Annotated in this window: 5 protein-coding genes; 4 read left to right on the forward strand and 1 reads right to left on the reverse strand. The window is 70.2% G+C overall.

Annotation, left to right across the window (positions count from 1 at the left end; translation table 11 throughout):
* Nucleotides 1–7 precede the first annotated feature (7 nt).
* The 3 genes from JWS13_RS34345 to JWS13_RS34355 are packed head-to-tail and all read left to right on the forward strand — an operon-like array spanning nt 8 to nt 16,732.
* Nucleotides 8–4,429 (forward strand): condensation domain-containing protein, encoded by a 4,422-nt coding sequence (locus JWS13_RS34345; protein ID WP_206009894.1) that lies wholly within the window; start codon nt 8–10, stop codon nt 4,427–4,429.
* Complete coding sequence (locus tag JWS13_RS34350; RefSeq protein WP_206009895.1) at nt 4,426–5,268, forward strand: 3-hydroxyacyl-CoA dehydrogenase family protein; 843 nt, start codon at nt 4,426–4,428, stop codon at nt 5,266–5,268. The genes JWS13_RS34345 and JWS13_RS34350 overlap by 4 nt, the downstream gene beginning before the upstream one ends.
* The gene (locus JWS13_RS34355; RefSeq protein ID WP_206009896.1) at nt 5,255–16,732 is read left to right on the forward strand and encodes a non-ribosomal peptide synthetase; all 11,478 of its coding nucleotides are present in this window, start codon (nt 5,255–5,257) and stop codon (nt 16,730–16,732) included. Before JWS13_RS34350 ends, JWS13_RS34355 begins: the two co-directional genes overlap by 14 nt.
* Here JWS13_RS34355 and JWS13_RS34360 read toward each other — a convergent pair.
* Nucleotides 16,688–17,647 (reverse strand): alpha/beta hydrolase, encoded by a 960-nt coding sequence (locus tag JWS13_RS34360; RefSeq protein WP_206009897.1) that lies wholly within the window; start codon nt 17,645–17,647, stop codon nt 16,688–16,690. The genes JWS13_RS34355 and JWS13_RS34360 overlap by 45 nt on opposite strands.
* Before the next feature lie 92 nt (nt 17,648–17,739).
* On the opposite strand from JWS13_RS34360, the gene JWS13_RS34365 reads away from it, so the two are divergent.
* Nucleotides 17,740–18,081, forward strand: coding sequence for a YidH family protein (locus JWS13_RS34365; RefSeq protein WP_073370691.1), 342 nt, complete (start codon nt 17,740–17,742; stop codon nt 18,079–18,081).
* Nucleotides 18,082–18,108: the final 27 nt, after the last annotated feature.

The following is an 18,108-nucleotide window of genomic DNA, read 5'->3' on the forward strand; positions in this document are numbered from 1 at the left end:
GGCAACCGTGACCGTGCGACATCCCACACCGGACGACGACGACATTGCCGTGGTCGGTATCGCCGCGCGCTACCCCGAGGCCGCGAACCTGGCGGAATTCCGCGCCAACCTCGCGGCGGGCCGGGACTCGGTGCGTCCGCTGTCGCGGTCCCGGGCCGAGGCGACCGGGCTGGGGCCGCCGTCCCACTACCACCCGATGGGGTTCGTCGAGGACATCTCCACGTTCGACTACTCCTACTTCACCCTGTCGAAACGGGAAGCGTCGCTGATCGATCCGCAGCAGCGGCTCGCGCTGGTCCTCGCGTATCAGGCGGTCGAGGACGCCGGCTACTCGGTGACCGACTTCCGGGACAGCGCCACGGCGGTGGTGTTCAGCGCCGCCGGGTCGACGTATCCGGCGATGTGGGCGGAACCGGGTGTGCTGAGCACGCTGGGTAACGTTCCGTTCGCCGTCCCCGCCCGGATCGCGTACCACCTCGGCCTCACCGGACCGTGCTACGCCGTCGATTCGGGATGCAACGGATCGCTCATCGCGGTGCACCACGGCTGCCGGGAGCTGCGATCGGGTGACGCCGACTTCGCCATCGCCGGCGGAGTGAGCCTGCGCGTGAACGGTATTCGCGAGGACATGGCGGAGGGGTCCGCGGAACTGATGTCACCCGGCGCGCGCTGCCGGGCATTCGACGCGAACGCGGACGGCACCGCGGTCGGCGAGGGCGGAGCAGCGCTTCTCCTCACCACGATGGCGCGTGCCCGCGCCGACCGCCTCCCGGTCCACGCCGTGATCCGCGGCACCGCAACGGTGTCCAGCGGTCATTCGTCCGCGACCATCAGCTCCCCGAGCGCCCGGGCGCAGGTGGCCGTTATCTCCCGGGCCTGGCAGAACGCGGGCCTCACCCCGGACGACGCCGGCTACCTGGAGGCGCACGGGTCGGGAACGCCGCTCGGCGACGCCGTCGAACTCGAAGGGATCGCGGCCGCGTTCCGGGACCGGCCGGGCGTCCTGCCGATCGGTTCGGTGAAGACCAACATCGGGCACCTCGACCACGCGGCCGGGGTGTCCGGCCTCGTGAAGGCGATCATGGCCGTCGAACACGGCGAGCTGTATCCGTCGCTGCACTTCGAACATCCCACCGGCGGGGTCGATCTGGCGGGCATCGGCATCGAGGTGGTCACCGGGGCCCGGACGTGGAGCGACGAGACCGGGCCGCGGCGGGCGGGGGTGAGTTCGTTCAGCCTCGGCGGCATCAACGCGCACTGCGTGGTGGAACAGCCACCGGAGCGTGCGGTCGCCGTCCGACCCGGCACCGGTACCAGCCGGCTGGTCGGGGTGTCGGCGAAGAGTGTGGGCGCGCTGGCGACGCTGTGCGCCGAACTGGCGACGGCCGTGCGCGCGTACGACCTCGACGACGTCGTCTTCACCCTCAACCGCGGCCGGCCGCACCACGACCACCGGGTGGCGGTGCAGGCACGCAGCATTGCGGAACTCTCGCGGTCGCTCGCCGCCCGTGCCGCGGAACTGGGCGCCCGCGGCGAAAACTCCACACCGGCGACCGCGCCGCGCCCTGCGGTGGCGTTGCTGCTGTCACCCGACCGGATGCCTGCCGCGCTGCGCGGCCGCGACCTGCCGCCGGAGCTTCCCGCCACCGGCGACGAGGCGGACGTCCTCGCCGGGCAGATCGCCGTCCACCGGGAACTCCGCGCCGCCGGCGTCACCGTCGACGCCGTCCTCAGCGGCGGAGTGTCCCGTTACGCCGCCCGGTATCTGCGGGACCCACTGTCGGCGGTGGACGCCGCCGACCTCGCCGCCGCGGCCGCGAACCCTGCGTTCGACACGGACAGGCTCGTCGCCGTCGCGAAAGGAATGCTCGCGGACGGACCCGTCGCCTTCGTCGAGCCGAGCCCGGCGGGGCGCCTCGGCGCACTCCTCGCCGACGCGCTTCGGGACGCCGACATCCTCCGAGCACCGGACACATCCGAGGCGGTCATCGACCTCCTGGCCGGGCTGTACGAGCGTGGCGTCGACCTCGACTGGGCCGCCGTCGACGTCGGCGACGACTCCGCCTGGCGGGTGCGACTGCCCGGTCACCCGCTGCGCGGTTCGCGGTGCTGGTTCGACCTTCCGGGCAGGCCAGACTGGACCGGAACACCGGAAGTCCCCTCGGCGGACCCGAACCCGAGGCCGGTGACGGCCGCACCGGAAGACAGCCTCGACTGGCTGCAGACGACACTGCGCGAACTGCTCCACACCGAGCGGGACGTCGACGCCGAAGACGACTATTTCGACCTCGGTGGGAACTCGCTCATCGGCATGCAACTCGTCGACCGGGTGTCGGACCGGTACGGGGTCCGGCCCAAACTCATCGACCTCTACGAGCGGCCGAAGGTGGCGGACTTCGCCGCGCTCCTCGCGGACGGCACGTCCGCGGCCGGCGGGCTGCCCCCGATCACACCCCGGGGGCGGCACGTCATGTCGTTCGGGCAGGTACGCATGTGGTTCCACCATCAGCTCGACGCCGCCACCACCATCTACAACCTCCCGATGGTCAGCGACCTGCACGGTCCGATCGACGAATCCGCCGTCCGCGGAATGTGGGACGACCTCGCCGCACGGCACCGGGTGCTGCTGTCCAACTACGTCGAGATCGACGGGGAGCCGGAACTGCGGATCCGCGACTCCCTCGGCGACTTCTTCCGCACCGCCGACGTGTCGGGGGAACCGGATCCGGTGGCCGCGGCCCGGGCACTCGTACAGGAGGCCGCGGCGGCGCCGTTCGACCTGGCCACCGACCCACTCGTGCGGGCACTGCTCATCAGACTCGCCCCGGACGAGCACGTCCTGCAGGTCACCACCCACCACTCCGTCAACGACGGGGGTTCGCCGAGGATCTTCGAGCAGGAACTGCCCGCCCTGTACGCGGCCCGCCGCGCCGGTCGCCCCGCCGGCCTCGCACCGCTCCCCGTCCAGTACTGGGACTACGCCCTGTGGCAGCGGGAACTGATCGCGAGCGCGGCGCTCGACGGCGAACTCGACTACTGGAAAGCAGTTCTCGACGACGTCCCGCTGCTGCGGCTGCCCACCGATTTCCCGCGCCCGGAGCGGAAGAACTTCACCGGGGCGTTCCACACGTTCACCGTGTCCGAAGAATTGACACGGAGCCTGCGGGACGTGGCGCGGCGGGAGTCCGTGTCGCTGTTCGTGGTGCTGCTCTCCGCGTTCTACCTCCTCATGGCGAGCCGCAGCCGACAGCGCGACCTCGTTGTCGGGACACCGACGACCGGACGCAACCGGCCGGAACTGTCCGGCATGATCGGGTACTTCAACAGCACGGTGGCCCTGCGCGCCGACCTGTCCGGGGACCCGAGCATCTCGGAACTGTGCGCACGGGTGCGGGACGTCGTGCTCGGTGCCCTCGAACACCAGGAGATCCCGTTCGACCGTGTCGTCACCGCGCTCACCGGCGACCGGGACCTGAGCCGGACACCACTGTTCGACGTCTGTCACGTCCACCAGGAACTGCCCGCGCTGCAGTCGCAGCACGGACTCACCGAGACTCTGTTCGACCAGGACGACCCCGCCGCCATCGCGTTCGGCGGGGTGCCGTCGGGCACGGCCAAATTCGATCTCACCCTCGTCACCACGGAACGGGGCGGCGAGGACGACATGGCCGCGGGACTCGAGTTCAGCACGGAGCTGTTCACCGAGCAGACCGCCGCCGCGCTGTGCGACGAATACGTCCGCATCCTGGAGGGCATCGTGGGATCGACTCGCACGCAGACGATCTCCGTGTTCCTCACCGAGTCGTCGTCCGCGCCGGCGCCTGCACCGCCTCCGGTCGCGGCGCCGCTGGTTCCGGCCGACCGGCCCCGGCAGCCCTCCGACGGCACCGGACCGCCGAGCTATTCCGTGGCACGGGTGACGGCGACGCTCGACGGACACCCGGACCTCCCGGAACTGCTCGCCGCCTGGCTCACGCTGCTCGCCTGGTACACCGCGCAGGACGAGGTGGCGGTGGCCGCGCCTCAGATCGTGGCCGTGGACCTGTCGGCCGAACCCACCTACCCGGAACTGGTGGAGACCGTGCGCCGGGAGTTGTTCGCGGATCGCCGCGCGGCCGACGCGGCGGCGCAGCACTTCCCCGTGCGCTGCGACGGTGAACGCGGAGACGGCGACGTCCCCGCGGGCCCGTCACCCGTCGAACTCGGGCTGTCGTGGACCCGCGGCCCCTCGGCGCTCACCCTCCAACTCGACTACGCCACCGACCTGTTCGACGCGAGCACCGCCGGTGCGATGCTCGCCGACCTCCGCAGGCTACACGCCGGACTGGTGGCTCACCCCGACCTGCCCACTCAGGAGGTGGCGATGGAATACGTGCATCAGGACGACACCGGTTTCACCACCGGCTTCACCTCGGGGGCAGCGCGATGAGGATCGGTGTGGTGGGGGCGGGAACCATGGGCGCAGGGGTGGCCGAAAGCCTGGCGCGGGCCGGCCACGACGTCACCGTCGTCGACCCCGACCAGCAGGCCGTCGAACAGGCCCGGTCCCGGATGCGCGACTCACTGCGGCTGGCGATACTCCTCGGCCGGAACGGCGGTCCGAAACCCGCCGAGGTCACCGCGCGGGTGCACTGGACCGGGCAGATCACCGATCTGCGCGACGCCGCCGTCGTCATCGAATGCGTCCCCGAGCGAATCGACCTCAAGGAGAAGGTCTTCGCCGAACTCGACCGGGTCTGCGCACCCGGCACCCTCCTCGCGTCGTGCACGTCGGGCATCCCCGTCGACCGGCTCGCGGCGAGCACCACCAGGCCGGAACAGGTGGTCGGGCTGCACTTCATGAACCCCGCACCGCTCAAGGACACCGTCGAGGTGGTGCGGGGCCCGCGGACATCGACGCAGTCGCTGGACCGCGCGCTGGCACTCCTCACCTCGCTGGGCAAGACCGGCATCGTCGTCGGCGACGGACCCGGATTCCTGCTGAACCGAGTCCTCATGCTCTGCATCGCCGAGGCCGCGGCCGCCGTCGGCGACGGGATCGCCGACGCGGAGACCACCGACGCGTTGTTCGAGGGCTGCCTCGGCCACCCGATGGGGCCGCTGCGGACCGCCGACCTGATCGGCCTGGACAACGTCCACGACACGATGACCGCGCTGCGCGAGTTGACCGGCGACGACCGCTACCGCCCGCCCGCGACGCTCGTCGCGCTGGTCGAGGCCGGCCACCTGGGGCGCAAGACCGGACGGGGATTCCATGAGTACCGGTGAGGTGCTGCCCCTCACCTACGACCAGATCGCGGTACTCCGCGCCCACCTCCCCGACAACACGTTCGGCCAGTACCTCGAACTCGAGGGCCCGCTCGACGAAGACCGGTTCTGCCGCGCATTGCACCGGACGCTGTCCGAATGTCAGAGCCTGCACAGCACTTTCGTGCTCGACGGCCCCGAGCCCGGGCAGATCACCGGAACCGCGGTCACCGGTCCCGACGTCCTCGACGTCACCGCCCCCGGCCTGCACGCGGCGACGTGGATCGACCGGGAACTGGCCCGTCCGATGGACCCCGCCACCGGACCGCTGTACGTGCACGTCCTGTTCCGGCTGCCGCACGGCCGATACGGCTGGTTCCAGCGCTACCACCGCCTGGTCAACGACGACCCGGGCATGGCGGCGATCGTCCGCCGCACCGCCGAGGCCTACGAGTCGGGGGAGGCGGCCCCGGCCGCGCCGCCGGAGACCCGGCCGTTCGCGCCGCCCACCGTCCCGCTGACATCGGACGCCCGCTACCGCGAGAGCGGTGCGTGGGCAGACGACCGGCGTTACTGGGAGCAATTGCTGGCCGGTGTGCCGCGACAGGAGAGCCCACCCGGTCCGGTCTCCGAAGACGAGGACCAGCGCCACGCCACCATTCCCGCCGACGGCGCCCTCGCACGGCTCGCGCGCGGCAGCGGCGGCGGCCCGGCAGCCGTCCTGCTCGCCGCGCTGGCGATATACGCGCACAGCCACACCGGCATCGACGACGTGGTGATCGGATACCGGGAGCGCGGCTTCACCACACCCGTGCGACTCACCCTCACACCGTATCTCACGTTCGAGACCCTGACCCGGCACGTGGGACTGCAGCTCCGCAGATCCCGCAGACACCGGTTCCTCGTCACCGAAGACGCTGCGGCGGAACCGTGGTCGGTGACCGGCGGAATGCGCGAACCCCTCGGCGTCGAGCGCATCGGGGAGAGTGTCGTCGCCGTCGTGCAGCGGTGGCACTGCGACGGCGTGCGCGTGGACGTGGAGGATCGAGACGGCACCTGGGTCGTCGACGTGCAGGGTCCGGCTGACGCCGGGCAGTTCGCCCGAATCCTCACTGCCGCAGCCGCGGATCCGGGTGTGGGGTTGGGTGGGGTGGGTGTGTGGGGGTTGGGTGTGGGGTTGGTGCGGGGTGTGGCTGGTGTGGGTGTGCGGTTGTTGCCGGAGATTTTGGCGGGGGGTGTGGTTGCGGGTGGGGGTGGGGTGGCGGTGTCGTGTGGGGGTGTGGAGTTGTCGTATGGGGAGTTGGATGGGTGGTCGAATCGGTTGGCGCGGGTGTTGATTGGTTGTGGGGTGGGTCCGGAGGTGGTGGTGGGGGTGGTGGTGCCGCGGTCGGTGGAGTTGGTGGTGGCGGTGTGGGCGGTGGTGAAGGCGGGGGGTGTTTTTGTGCCGGTGGATGTGGGGTTGCCGGAGGTGCGGGTGCGGGAGGTGTTGGTGGATTCGGGTGCGGTGGTGGGGTTGTCGGTGTCGGGGGTGGTGGTGCCGGGGGTGGTGGAGTGGTTGCGGGTTGATGATGTGTCGGTGGTGGAGGGGGTGTCGGGTGGGGCGGTGTCGGAGGGGGAGCGGTTGGGTGTGTTGGGGGTGGGGAATGCGGCGTATGTGATGTATACGTCGGGGTCGACGGGGCGGCCGAAGGGGGTGGTGGTGTCGCATGGGGGGTTGGCGAATTTGGTGGAGGAGGTGCGGGTTCGGTTCGGGTTGTGGTCGGGGTGTCGGGTGTCGCATGTGGCGTCGCCGGGTTTTGATGCGGCGGTGTATGAGTGGTTGATGGCGTTTTCGGTGGGGGCGTGTTTGGTGGTGGCGCCGCCGGGGGTGTTCGGGGGTGCGGTGTTGGGGGAGTGGTTGGAGGGGGAGGGGGTGTCGCATTGTTTTGTGACGCCGTCGGTGTTGGGTTCGGTGGAGGGGTCGTTGGGGTCGGTGCGGGTGTTGGTGGTGGCGGGGGAGGTGTGTGGTGCGGAGTTGGTGGAGCGGTGGGGTGTGGGTCGGGAGTTGTTCGATGCGTATGGGCCGACTGAGGTGACGGTGCAGGCGACGGTGAGTGGTGCGTTGGTGCCGGGGGGTGTGGTGACGGTGGGTGGTCCGGGGGTGGGTGTTGAGGTGGTGGTGTTGGATCCGTGGTTGCGGCCGGTGCCGGTGGGGGTGGTGGGGGAGTTGTATGTGGGGGGTGTGGGGTTGGCGCGGGGGTATCGGGGGTTGGTGGGGTTGACGGCGGTGTCGTTTGTGGCGAGTCCGTTTGGGGTGGGGTCGCGGTTGTATCGGACGGGGGATTTGGTGCGGTGGGATGGGTTGGGGTCGTTGGTGTTTGTGGGGCGGGCTGATTTTCAGGTGAAGGTGCGGGGGCAGCGGGTGGAGTTGGGGGAGGTGGAGTCGGTGTTGGTGTCGTGTCCGGGGGTGGGTGCGGCTGTGGTGGTGGTGGGTTCGGGTGGTGGGTTGGTGGGGTATGTGGTGCCGGAGGTGGGGGCCCAGGTGGATTCGGCGTCGGTGGTGGAGTTTGCGGGGTCGGTGTTGCCGGGGTTCATGGTGCCGTCGGTGGTGGTGGTGTTGGGGGAGTTGCCGGTGACGGCGTCGGGGAAGGTGGACCGCGCGGCACTACCCGCCCCGGACACGGCCTCGCGCGGGCCGGACCGCGCACCGCGCACTGCGGCGGAGGAAACACTGGCGTCCGTGTTCGCCGAAGTACTCGGAGTCGACAAGGTCGGATTCGACGAATCGTTCTTCGCGCTCGGCGGCGACAGCATCCTGTCCATCCGCCTCGTGTCACGCGCCAAGGCAAAAGGATTGGTGTTCACTCCGCAGCAGGTGTTCGAGCACCGGACGGTGGCCGCGCTCGCAGCGGAATCGGAGATCGCCGACCATGAAACCACGGTCGCCCTCGCCGAATTCGCGGGCGGCGGAATCGGCACCTTCCCGCCCACGCCGGTGGTCCGGTACCTGATCGAGCGCGGCGGACACTACGAGAGGTTCAGCCAGAGCGTGCTGCTCGACCTCCCGCACACCGTCGACGCCGACCGGATCCTCGCGACCGTCACCGCGGTGCTGGCCCGCCACGACATGCTGCGGTCGAGATTGTGGCGGGACGCGAACGGACAGTGGCAGATGGAGACTCGCGCTCCGTCCGACGTCGATGCCGCGTCGCTGCTCCGACGGGTCGCCTTCGACCCTTCGGCCGATCCCGGCGCATCGGCAGACCTGATCGCGACCGAGCATCAGGCTGCCGTGGAGAGACTCCGCCCGTCCGACGGGGTCGTCGTCCAGTTCGTGTGGCTCGACCCCGGGGCGGCAAGCGCGTCGGGGCGATTGCTCGTGGTCGCACACCACCTCGCGGTCGACGGGGTGTCGTGGCGGATTCTGCTGCCCGACTTCGCGGCCGCCTGGCAACAGGTGAGCGCCGGGAACGTGCCGGCACTCCCGGAACCGGCGACGTCGATGCGCCGGTGGGCGCACGCGCTGGCGGAGGAAGCCGTCCGGAGCGAGCGGACCGCCGAACTGGGGTGGTGGCAGAACGTCGTCGAGGGACCCGACCCGCTGATCACCGACCGCGCCCTCGACCCGGGCGTGGACGTCGCGACCGCCCTGCAGGACGTGAGTGTCGAGACCTCCCTCGACGACACGTCCGTGCTGCTCACCCGGCTACCGGACCTGTATCACGGAGGCGCCCTCGACGTTCTGCTGACGGCGCTGGTGGTGGCGTCGTCGAGGTGGCGAGCCGAGCGGGGGATCCCGGGAACGTCGATGCTGATCCGATTGGAAGGCCACGGCCGGGAGCAGCAGGTGGTGCCGGGCGCCGACCTGTCCCGCACCGTCGGCTGGTTCACCACGGTCTTCCCCGTCCGCGTCGAACTCCGCGGCATCGACCTCGACGACGCGCTCGCCGGCGGCCACGACCTGGGCAGCGCACTGAAGCGGGTGAAGGAATTCCTCCGGGCGGTGCCGGACATGGGCATCGGCTACGGACTGCTCCGGTACCTCAACCCGGACACCGCGGGCAGCCTGCCGGACACCGAACCGGGACAGATCAGTTTCAACTACCTCGGCCAGGTCCCGGATCCGACGGCCGGCGACACCGCGGCCGGCTGGACCCCCGCCGACGGGTTCGGCGACCTGCGCTACGTCCCGGACCCTGACATGCCGGCGTCGGCCGCCGTCGAGATCAACGCGATCGTGATCGGCGGCCGGCTCCGGGTTGGTTTCGGTTTCCCGGACACCCTGCTCGCGCGCACCGAGGTGGAGCGGCTGGCGGCGCGGTGGCAGGAGGCGCTGTCCGCCTTGGTGTCCCACGCGCGCAGCGGGGTCGCAGGCGGGCTCACGCCCTCGGACGTTCCCCTCGTCGACGTCACCCAGGACGACCTCGACACGTGGGAAAAACGCTTCGGCGCGCTGACCGACGTGTGGCCGCCCACCCCGCTGCAGGCCGGGTTGCTGTTCCACGCCCTGCTCGCGAAACCGTCGATCGACGCCTACACGGTGCAGGTGGAACTGCACCTCAAGGGCGCAGTCGACCCGGACCGGATGCGTCGGGCCGCGGCGACACTCCTGGAGCGGCACGCGAATCTGCGGGTGGCGTTCGTGCCCGCGCGGGACGGCACATTCGTGCAGGTGGTGCCGGCGGCCGTCGACGTTCCGTTCCGCGAACTCGACCTCAGCGGCCTGCCGGAGGCAGCGCGGGCCACCGAACTGGAGCGGGTCCTCGCCGCCGACCGGGCGGCGCCGTTCGACACGTCGCGGGCCCCCCTAGTGCGGTTCCTGCTCGTGTCGACCGGCAGCCGGGAATCGCGGCTCGTGTGGACCAACCACCACACCCTCCTCGACGGATGGTCGATGCCGCTCGCGATCCGCGAACTGCTCGCGCTCTATGTGGCCGGGGACGCCGGCGTGTCGGCTTTGCCGCGGCCCCGGCCCTACCGGGACTTCCTGTCCTTGCTGCACCGCCGGGACCCGGCCGAATCCGAGGAAGCCTGGGCGACCGCACTCGCCGGCATCGACGGTCCGACACTGCTTCTGCCCGACGCTCGGGGGCGGCAACTGTCGGCTCCACCCGAGAGCGCCCAGTACACGGTGTCCGAGGAAGTGACCGCCGAACTCACGACCCTCGCGCGGACCCGCAACACGACCCTGAACACGATCACGCAGGTGGCGTGGGCCATCGTGCTGGGCGCCGCGACGTCCCGCGACGACGTGACGTTCGGGAGCACCGTGTCCGGGCGGTCACCGCACCTGCCCGGTGTGGAGTCGATGATCGGGCTGTTCGTCAACACCGTGCCCACCCGCATCACCCTCGACCCCCGGGAAACGCTGGGCGGCCTGCTCGACCGGACGCAAGCGGAACAGGCAGCCCTCCTCGACCACCATCACCTCGGCCTCGCCGACATCCAGCGCGCGGTCGGCACCGACATCGGGTTCGACACCGCGACCGTCTTCGAGTCGTACCCGATCGACCGGGGAGGACTGACCGAGGACACCGACCTCGCCGGCATCCGGGTGGCCGACGTGCGCGGCGTCGATGCGACGCACTACCCGCTGAGCGTCGCCTTCTCGGTGGACACACAGTTGCGCATGACATTCCACTACCGGCCCGACCTGATCGACCGGGCCACCGTCGACTCGACCGCGGAACAGGTCACCCGGGTGCTCGAGGCGATGGTGTCGGATCCGGGTGTTCGGTTGGGTGGGGTGGGTGTGTGGGGGTCGGGTGTGGGGTTGGTGCGGGGTGTGGCTGGTGTGGGTGTGCGGTTGTTGCCGGAGATTTTGGCGGGGGGTGTGGTTGCGGGTGGGGGTGGGGTGGCGGTGTCGTGTGGGGGTGTGGAGTTGTCGTATGGGGAGTTGGATGGGTGGTCGAATCGGTTGGCGCGGGTGTTGATTGGTTGTGGGGTGGGTCCGGAGGTGGTGGTGGGGGTGGTGGTGCCGCGGTCGGTGGAGTTGGTGGTGGCGGTGTGGGCGGTGGTGAAGGCGGGGGGTGTTTTTGTGCCGGTGGATGTGGGGTTGCCGGAGGTGCGGGTGCGGGAGGTGTTGGTGGATTCGGGTGCGGTGGTGGGGTTGTCGGTGTCGGGGGTGGTGGTGCCGGGGGTGGTGGAGTGGTTGCGGGTTGATGATGTGTCGGTGGTGGAGGGGGTGTCGGGTGGGGCGGTGTCGGAGGGGGAGCGGTTGGGTGTGTTGGGGGTGGGGAATGCGGCGTATGTGATGTATACGTCGGGGTCGACGGGGCGGCCGAAGGGGGTGGTGGTGTCGCATGGGGGGTTGGCGAATTTGGTGGAGGAGGTGCGGGTTCGGTTTGGGTTGTGGTCGGGGTGTCGGGTGTCGCATGTGGCGTCGCCGGGTTTTGATGCGGCGGTGTATGAGTGGTTGATGGCGTTTTCGGTGGGGGCGTGTTTGGTGGTGGCGCCGCCGGGGGTGTTCGGGGGTGCGGTGTTGGGGGAGTGGTTGGAGGGGGAGGGGGTGTCGCATTGTTTTGTGACGCCGTCGGTGTTGGGTTCGGTGGAGGGGTCGTTGGGGTCGGTGCGGGTGTTGGTGGTGGCGGGGGAGGTGTGTGGTGCGGAGTTGGTGGAGCGGTGGGGTGTGGGTCGGGAGTTGTTCGATGCGTATGGGCCGACTGAGGTGACGGTGCAGGCGACGGTGAGTGGTGCGTTGGTGCCGGGGGGTGTGGTGACGGTGGGTGGTCCGGGGGTGGGTGTTGAGGTGGTGGTGTTGGATCCGTGGTTGCGGCCGGTGCCGGTGGGGGTGGTGGGGGAGTTGTATGTGGGGGGTGTGGGGTTGGCGCGGGGGTATCACGGGTTGGTGGGGTTGACGGCGGCGTCGTTTGTGGCGAGTCCGTTTGGGGTGGGGTCGCGGTTGTATCGGACGGGGGATTTGGTGCGGTGGGATGGGTTGGGGTCGTTGGTGTTTGTGGGGCGGGCTGATTTTCAGGTGAAGGTGCGGGGGCAGCGGGTGGAGTTGGGGGAGGTGGAGTCGGTGTTGGTGTCGTGTCCGGGGGTGGGTGCGGCTGTGGTGGTGGTGGGTTCGGGTGGTGGGTTGGTGGGGTATGTGGTGCCGGAGGTGGGGGCCCAGGTGGATTCGGCGTCGGTGGTGGAGTTTGCGGGGTCGGTGTTGCCGGGGTTCATGGTGCCGTCGGTGGTGGTGGTGTTGGGGGAGTTGCCGGTGACGGCGTCGGGGAAGGTGGACCGCGCCGCGTTACCCGCACCCGAGGCTCCGGTACGGATGTTCCGGGCGCCGGCCACGCCGTTCGAGGCCGTCGTCGCCGACGTGTTCGGTGAGGTCCTCGGCGTCGACCGCGTCGGGGCCGACGACCACTTCTTCCGTCTGGGTGGAGATTCGCTGTCCGCCACCCGCGTGGTCGCCCGCGTCGACGCGGCCCTCGGCATCGACGTCGGCGTGCACGCCCTGTTCGAGGCGCCGACCGTGGCGGAGTTCGCGGAGCGCGCGGCGAAGGCCGGTGCGCCCACACACCGGCCGGAACTGCGGGCGGCGCCGCGACCCGAGCGAATTCCTCTGTCCCTGGCCCAGACCCGCATGTGGTTCCTCAACCAGTTCGACACCTCCTCGCCCGCCTACAACATCGCCATGGCGTTCCGCCTCACCGGTGCACTCGACCTCGACGCCCTCCGGGCCGCAGTGTCCGACGTGGTGCGACGCCACGAGACGCTCCGCACCCGGTTCCCGATGGCCGGCGAGGAACCGGTGCAGGTGATCCTGCCCGCCGCCGATGCCGTCCCGGACCTGCCCGTCACCACGGTGTCGAGCGAGGCCGAGTTGCGGGACCTGCTGTCGGCATCCGTCGCGCAGGGATTCGACGTCACCGAACAGGTTCCGTTGCGGGCAGCGGTGTTCGAGACCTCCGGCACCGACCGGACGCTGCTGGTGGTGGTCCACCACATCGTCGCGGACGGAGTGTCGATGGTCCCGCTCGCGCGCGATGTGACGACGGCGTACACCGCCCGGGCGGCCGGGCACGTCCCGGACTGGCCACCGATCACGGTCCAGTACGCCGATTTCACGCTCTGGCAGCGCCGACTCCTCGGCTCGGAAGACGATCCGCAGTCGCTGGTGTCGCAGCAACTGGACTACTGGCGCGGCACACTCGCCGGGCTCCCCGCCGCGCTGGACCTGCCCGCCGACCGCCCGCGGTCGCTGCAACGCACACCGGACGGGAGCAGGGTCGGATTCGAGATCGACGCAGATCTGCATCGCCGGCTGCTGGCGACGGCGTCCACTCACCAGTCGACGGTGTTCATGGTCGCGCACGCCGCCCTGGCCGCGTTCCTCGCGAGAATGTCCGGTACCGGCGACATCGCCGTCGGCACCCCCGTCGCCGGGCGCGGCGAGGCCGCACTCGACGACGTCGTAGGCATGTTCGTCAACACCGTCGTCCTGCGGACCGTGGTGTCCGACGCGGACCGGTTCTCCGACCTGCTCGACCAGGTACGCGACGTCGATCTTGCTGCATACGCGCACGCGGAGGTGCCGTTCGAGAAGGTCGTGGAGGCACTCGATCCGCCCCGCTCCACGGCGCACTCCCCGCTGTTCCAGGTGCTGCTCGAGTTCCAGAACGTCGAGCGCCCCGACCTCTCGCTGCCGGGCGTGGAGGTGCACGGCATCGACCTCGGTGCCACGATCGCCCGGTTCGACCTGCAGCTGACGCTGGCCGAGGAATACGCGGACGACGGAACGCCGGCCGGGATCACCGCCGGTTTCGCCTACGCCACCGACCTTTTCGATGCCGAGACCGTCGCCGGCCTGGCCGATCGGTTCGTCCGGATGCTCGACACCGCCGTAACCGACCCGTCGATCCGGGTCGGCGACCTCGAGATCCTCGACGCCCTCGAACGCGACGAACTCGTACCGATGCGCGGCTTCCCCGCGGTCGCGGAACGCCTGCTGCCGGACGTCCTCACCGCCGGCGCCGCGCTCGCACCGGGCGCGACCGCGGTGTCGTGCGAAGGTGTCACGCTGTCGTACCGGGAACTCGACGAGGGGTCGAACCGGCTGGCCAGGGCGCTGATCCACCGCGGTGCCGGGCCGGACGCCTTCGTCGCGATCGGGGTGCCCCGGTCGATCGACTGGGTGCTGTCGGTGTGGGCGGTCGCGAAATCGGGGGCCGCCTACGTGCCGGTCGACCCCGCCCTGCCGCCCGCGCGCACCCGCGGCATGCTCGAGGATTCGGGTGCGATGCTCGGGCTGACGGTGACTGCGCACCGCGACCGGTTGCCCGGGGTGGTGCCGTGGCTGCTGCTCGACGATCCCGGGATCGCGAACGGATCTTCCGGCGACCCGGTGACCGACGCCGACCGCCTGCGTCCGCTGAGAGTCGACCACGCCGCGTTCCTGCTCTACACGTCGGGGTCGACGGGAACGCCGAAGGGTGTCGTGCTCACCCACGGCGGCATCGCGAATCTCGCTGTCGAGGAAAGGGAACGGTTCGCGTCCATGCACGGGGCGCGGGTGTCGCACCTGGCGTCGCCGAGCTTCGACGCGTCCCTGTTCGAACTGCTGATGGCGTTCGCCGTCGGCGCGACACTGGTGGTCGTTCCGCCGACGGTGCTCGGGGGACGGGAACTGGCCGAACTCCTCGCGAGCGAGCGCGTGTCGCACGCATTCTTCACCCCCACCATCCTCGACACCCTCCGCCCCGAAGACCTGCCGTCCCTGCGGATTCTCGCCGTCGCGGGCGAACGGTTCCCACCCGAGATCGCCGACCGCTGGACCCCGGGACGGTTCGTCTTCAACGGATACGGACCCACCGAGGCGACGGTGCAGACCACGATCAGCGAGGTGTTGTCGCCCGACGAATCGGTGAACGTCGGCGGCCCGGGGCGGGGCGTCGACGTCATCGTGGTCAACACCTGGTTGCAGCCCGTCCCGGTGGGCGTGATCGGGGAACTGTACGTCGCGGGACCGGGGCTGGCACGCGGCTACCACCGGCGTCCGGCGCTCACGGGTGCGTCCTTCGTGGCGAACCCGTTCGGCGAACCCGGCTCCCGCATGTACCGCACCGGCGACCTCGTGCGGTGGACCGAGATCGGACGGCTGGAGTATGTGGGACGCAACGATTTCCAGGTGAAGATCCGGGGACAGCGGGTGGAGCTCGGCGAGATCGAATCCGTGCTGTCCCGCTGCGACGGCGTCGGACGGGCGGCGGTCGCCGTGCACAGCGGCACCGGCGACCGGCTGGTGGGATACGTGACGGCGGAGGCCGGTGCGAGTATCGACACCGCCGAGGTCCTCCGGTACGCCGGGTCGCACCTCGCGCCGTACATGGTGCCCGCCCAACTGGTGGTTCTGGACCGGTTGCCAGTCGGCCGTACCGGCAAACTGGACCGCCGGGCGCTGCCCGCTCCCGTGCTCGCGCCCCGGGAGTTCCGGGCACCCGCCACCCCGGTGGAGGAGGCCGTCGCGGAGGTGTTCGCCGACGTGCTCGGCATCGACCGCGTCGGGGCCGACGACGACTTCTTCGAACTCGGCGGAAACTCGCTCGTCGCGACCCGGGTGGCGTCCGCGCTCCGGGACCGGCTCGGCACCGACGTCGTCCTGCAGTGGATCTTCCGCAACCCGACCCCGGAGGGCCTCGCCCGCCGGATCGTCGACCCGTCGGTGCTCGGAAGCATGCCGGCGGACGACGTGCTGAACGTCGTCGTCCCGCTCCGGGCGACCGGTGCTCAACCCGCCCTGTTCTGCGTGCACCCCGCGGGCGGACTCGCGCTGGGCTACGCCGGACTGATCGGGCACCTCTCGCCCGACCGTCCGGTGTACGGGCTGCAACTGCCGATCCTCAGCGGCGGAACGACGTTCGAGTCGATGGAACAACTCGCCCACCGGTACGTGGTCGAGATGCGTGCCGTCCAGCCCCGGGGGCCGTACCACCTGCTCGGCTGGTCACTCGGCGGTGTCATCGCCCAGGCGATTGCCGTGGAACTCCGTGAGTCGGGCGCCGAGGTCGGCACCCTCGCGATGATGGACAGCTACGTCGCGGAGGGCGACGACTTCGGCGACCTCGAAGTGAACGCCGAGGAGTGGCTGCACGGCCTGGGCGTCGAATTCGAGGGCAGCGACGACGCAGGCACGTCGTACCGCGAGCAACTGCTCGAGATGCTCGGACGCTCGTTCGGCCGGGACCCCGCGTTCGCGTCGACCCTCCTCGGCCGCATCAGCACCGGGCTGGAGAACTCGAAGCAGATCTCCACCGGACACCGCCCACGCGTGTTCGACGGCGACCTGCTGTTCTTCAGCGCCGCGCAATCCGCCGAAGGGGAGGAAGGCGAACGGCCGTCGCCGGGCGTCTGGCAGCCCGCGATCACCGGCGTCATCGTCGAGAACAAGGTGGACTGCGATCATCTGCGGATGACGACACCGGAAGCCCTCGCGGTGATCGGGCCGATCCTGGAGAACTCCCTCGGGTCACGCCCCGATCGCGCTGCCGATGACCGGCCAGGACTCCCGTAACTCCGTCTCGAACAGCCCCCACGAATGCGTGCCCTGCGAGAGATACGCGAACGTGGCCGGAATTTGCAGCGAGTGCAACCGCGACTGGAACGCGGCCGCGCACACGTTGGTCACCATCTCGACCACACTGCCGCCGATCGTCTGCGGCACTACCAGCACCGGGTTGTGGTTGTCGATGCCGCCGGGAAGTCCGTTGCCGCTGGAGACGAACAGCTCTGTGCCGCGCAGGCGTTCGGCGTTCACCATCGGATCGTGCACCTGCCACTGCGGGTCCACGGCAGGGCCCCACATGTTGGTCGCATTGCCGCCGCCCCGCAATTCCACCATCGAGCGCACCATCGCCTGGCCGAGCAGTCCACTGGTCGCGGCGCACCCGCTGTACGAGCCGACGGCCCGGTAGAACCCCGGGGCCTGGATCGCGAGGTCGAGCACCGCGCCGCCCGCCATCGACACCCCGCCGATGGCGTTCGCCCCGGTGGTCGCGAACCTGCCGTCGATGGCGGCGGGAAGCTCGCTCGTCAGGTACGTCTGCCACTTGTTCCTGCCGAGGACCGGGTCGTCGGAATCCCAGTCGGTGTACATGCTGTACTGCCCGCCGATCGGCATTACCACGTTGACGTGCTTGTCGGCGAAGAAGTCCCGCACACCGGTGTTGTTGAACCACGAGATCCCGTCCGAGCCGCCGCCGATGCCGGTGAGGAGGTAGAACGTGGGCGCCGGACCTCCCGATGCCGGAGAGATCACGTCGTTGGCCACCCACCGGCCCATCGACTCCGAATAGACGTCCACCCTGGTGATGCGCGGCTCCGCCGAAGCGGGCGACGGTCCGAGCGCCGCCCACGCCGAGAAGACCAGCAGCATCACCGCCGGCACACGCAGAGAGATCGCGGATCGCAGAGCTTCGAACGGTCGCATGGACGCCCCCTGGCTGTGGCCTGCCCTTCCAATCTAGGACTGCGGGGTACCTGCTTGGTGCGGTTCCCGTGAACCGGTGTAAAGATGATTCGGTGACCGACAACGACCGGCCCGACGAACGTTTCACGCTCGCAAGCGAGCGGACGTTCCTCGCCTGGATGCGGAGTTCACTCGCGCTCCTGGCCGGTGGCATCGCGATGATCCACCTGGTCCCCGAATTCAGCACCGGGTGGGTGCGGACGACCCTCGGACTGATCCTGATCGGCCTCGCCGCCGCCGCGGCCCTCGTCGGCATGCGGCGGTGGTCGCAGGTCGAGAAGGCACTACGCGACGGCGCGCCGATGCCGCCGCCCCACGAGTTGTGGTTGTTCGCGGTGACCCTGACGGTGGTGGCACTGGGAGCGGCGGTCGCCAGCCTGGTGGCCGCGCTCTAACCTGCAGAAGAGGTTTGCATCTCGCGA

It is taken from the genome of Rhodococcus pseudokoreensis (genome assembly GCF_017068395.1).
Lineage (GTDB): Bacteria > Actinomycetota > Actinomycetes > Mycobacteriales > Mycobacteriaceae > Rhodococcus_F > Rhodococcus_F pseudokoreensis.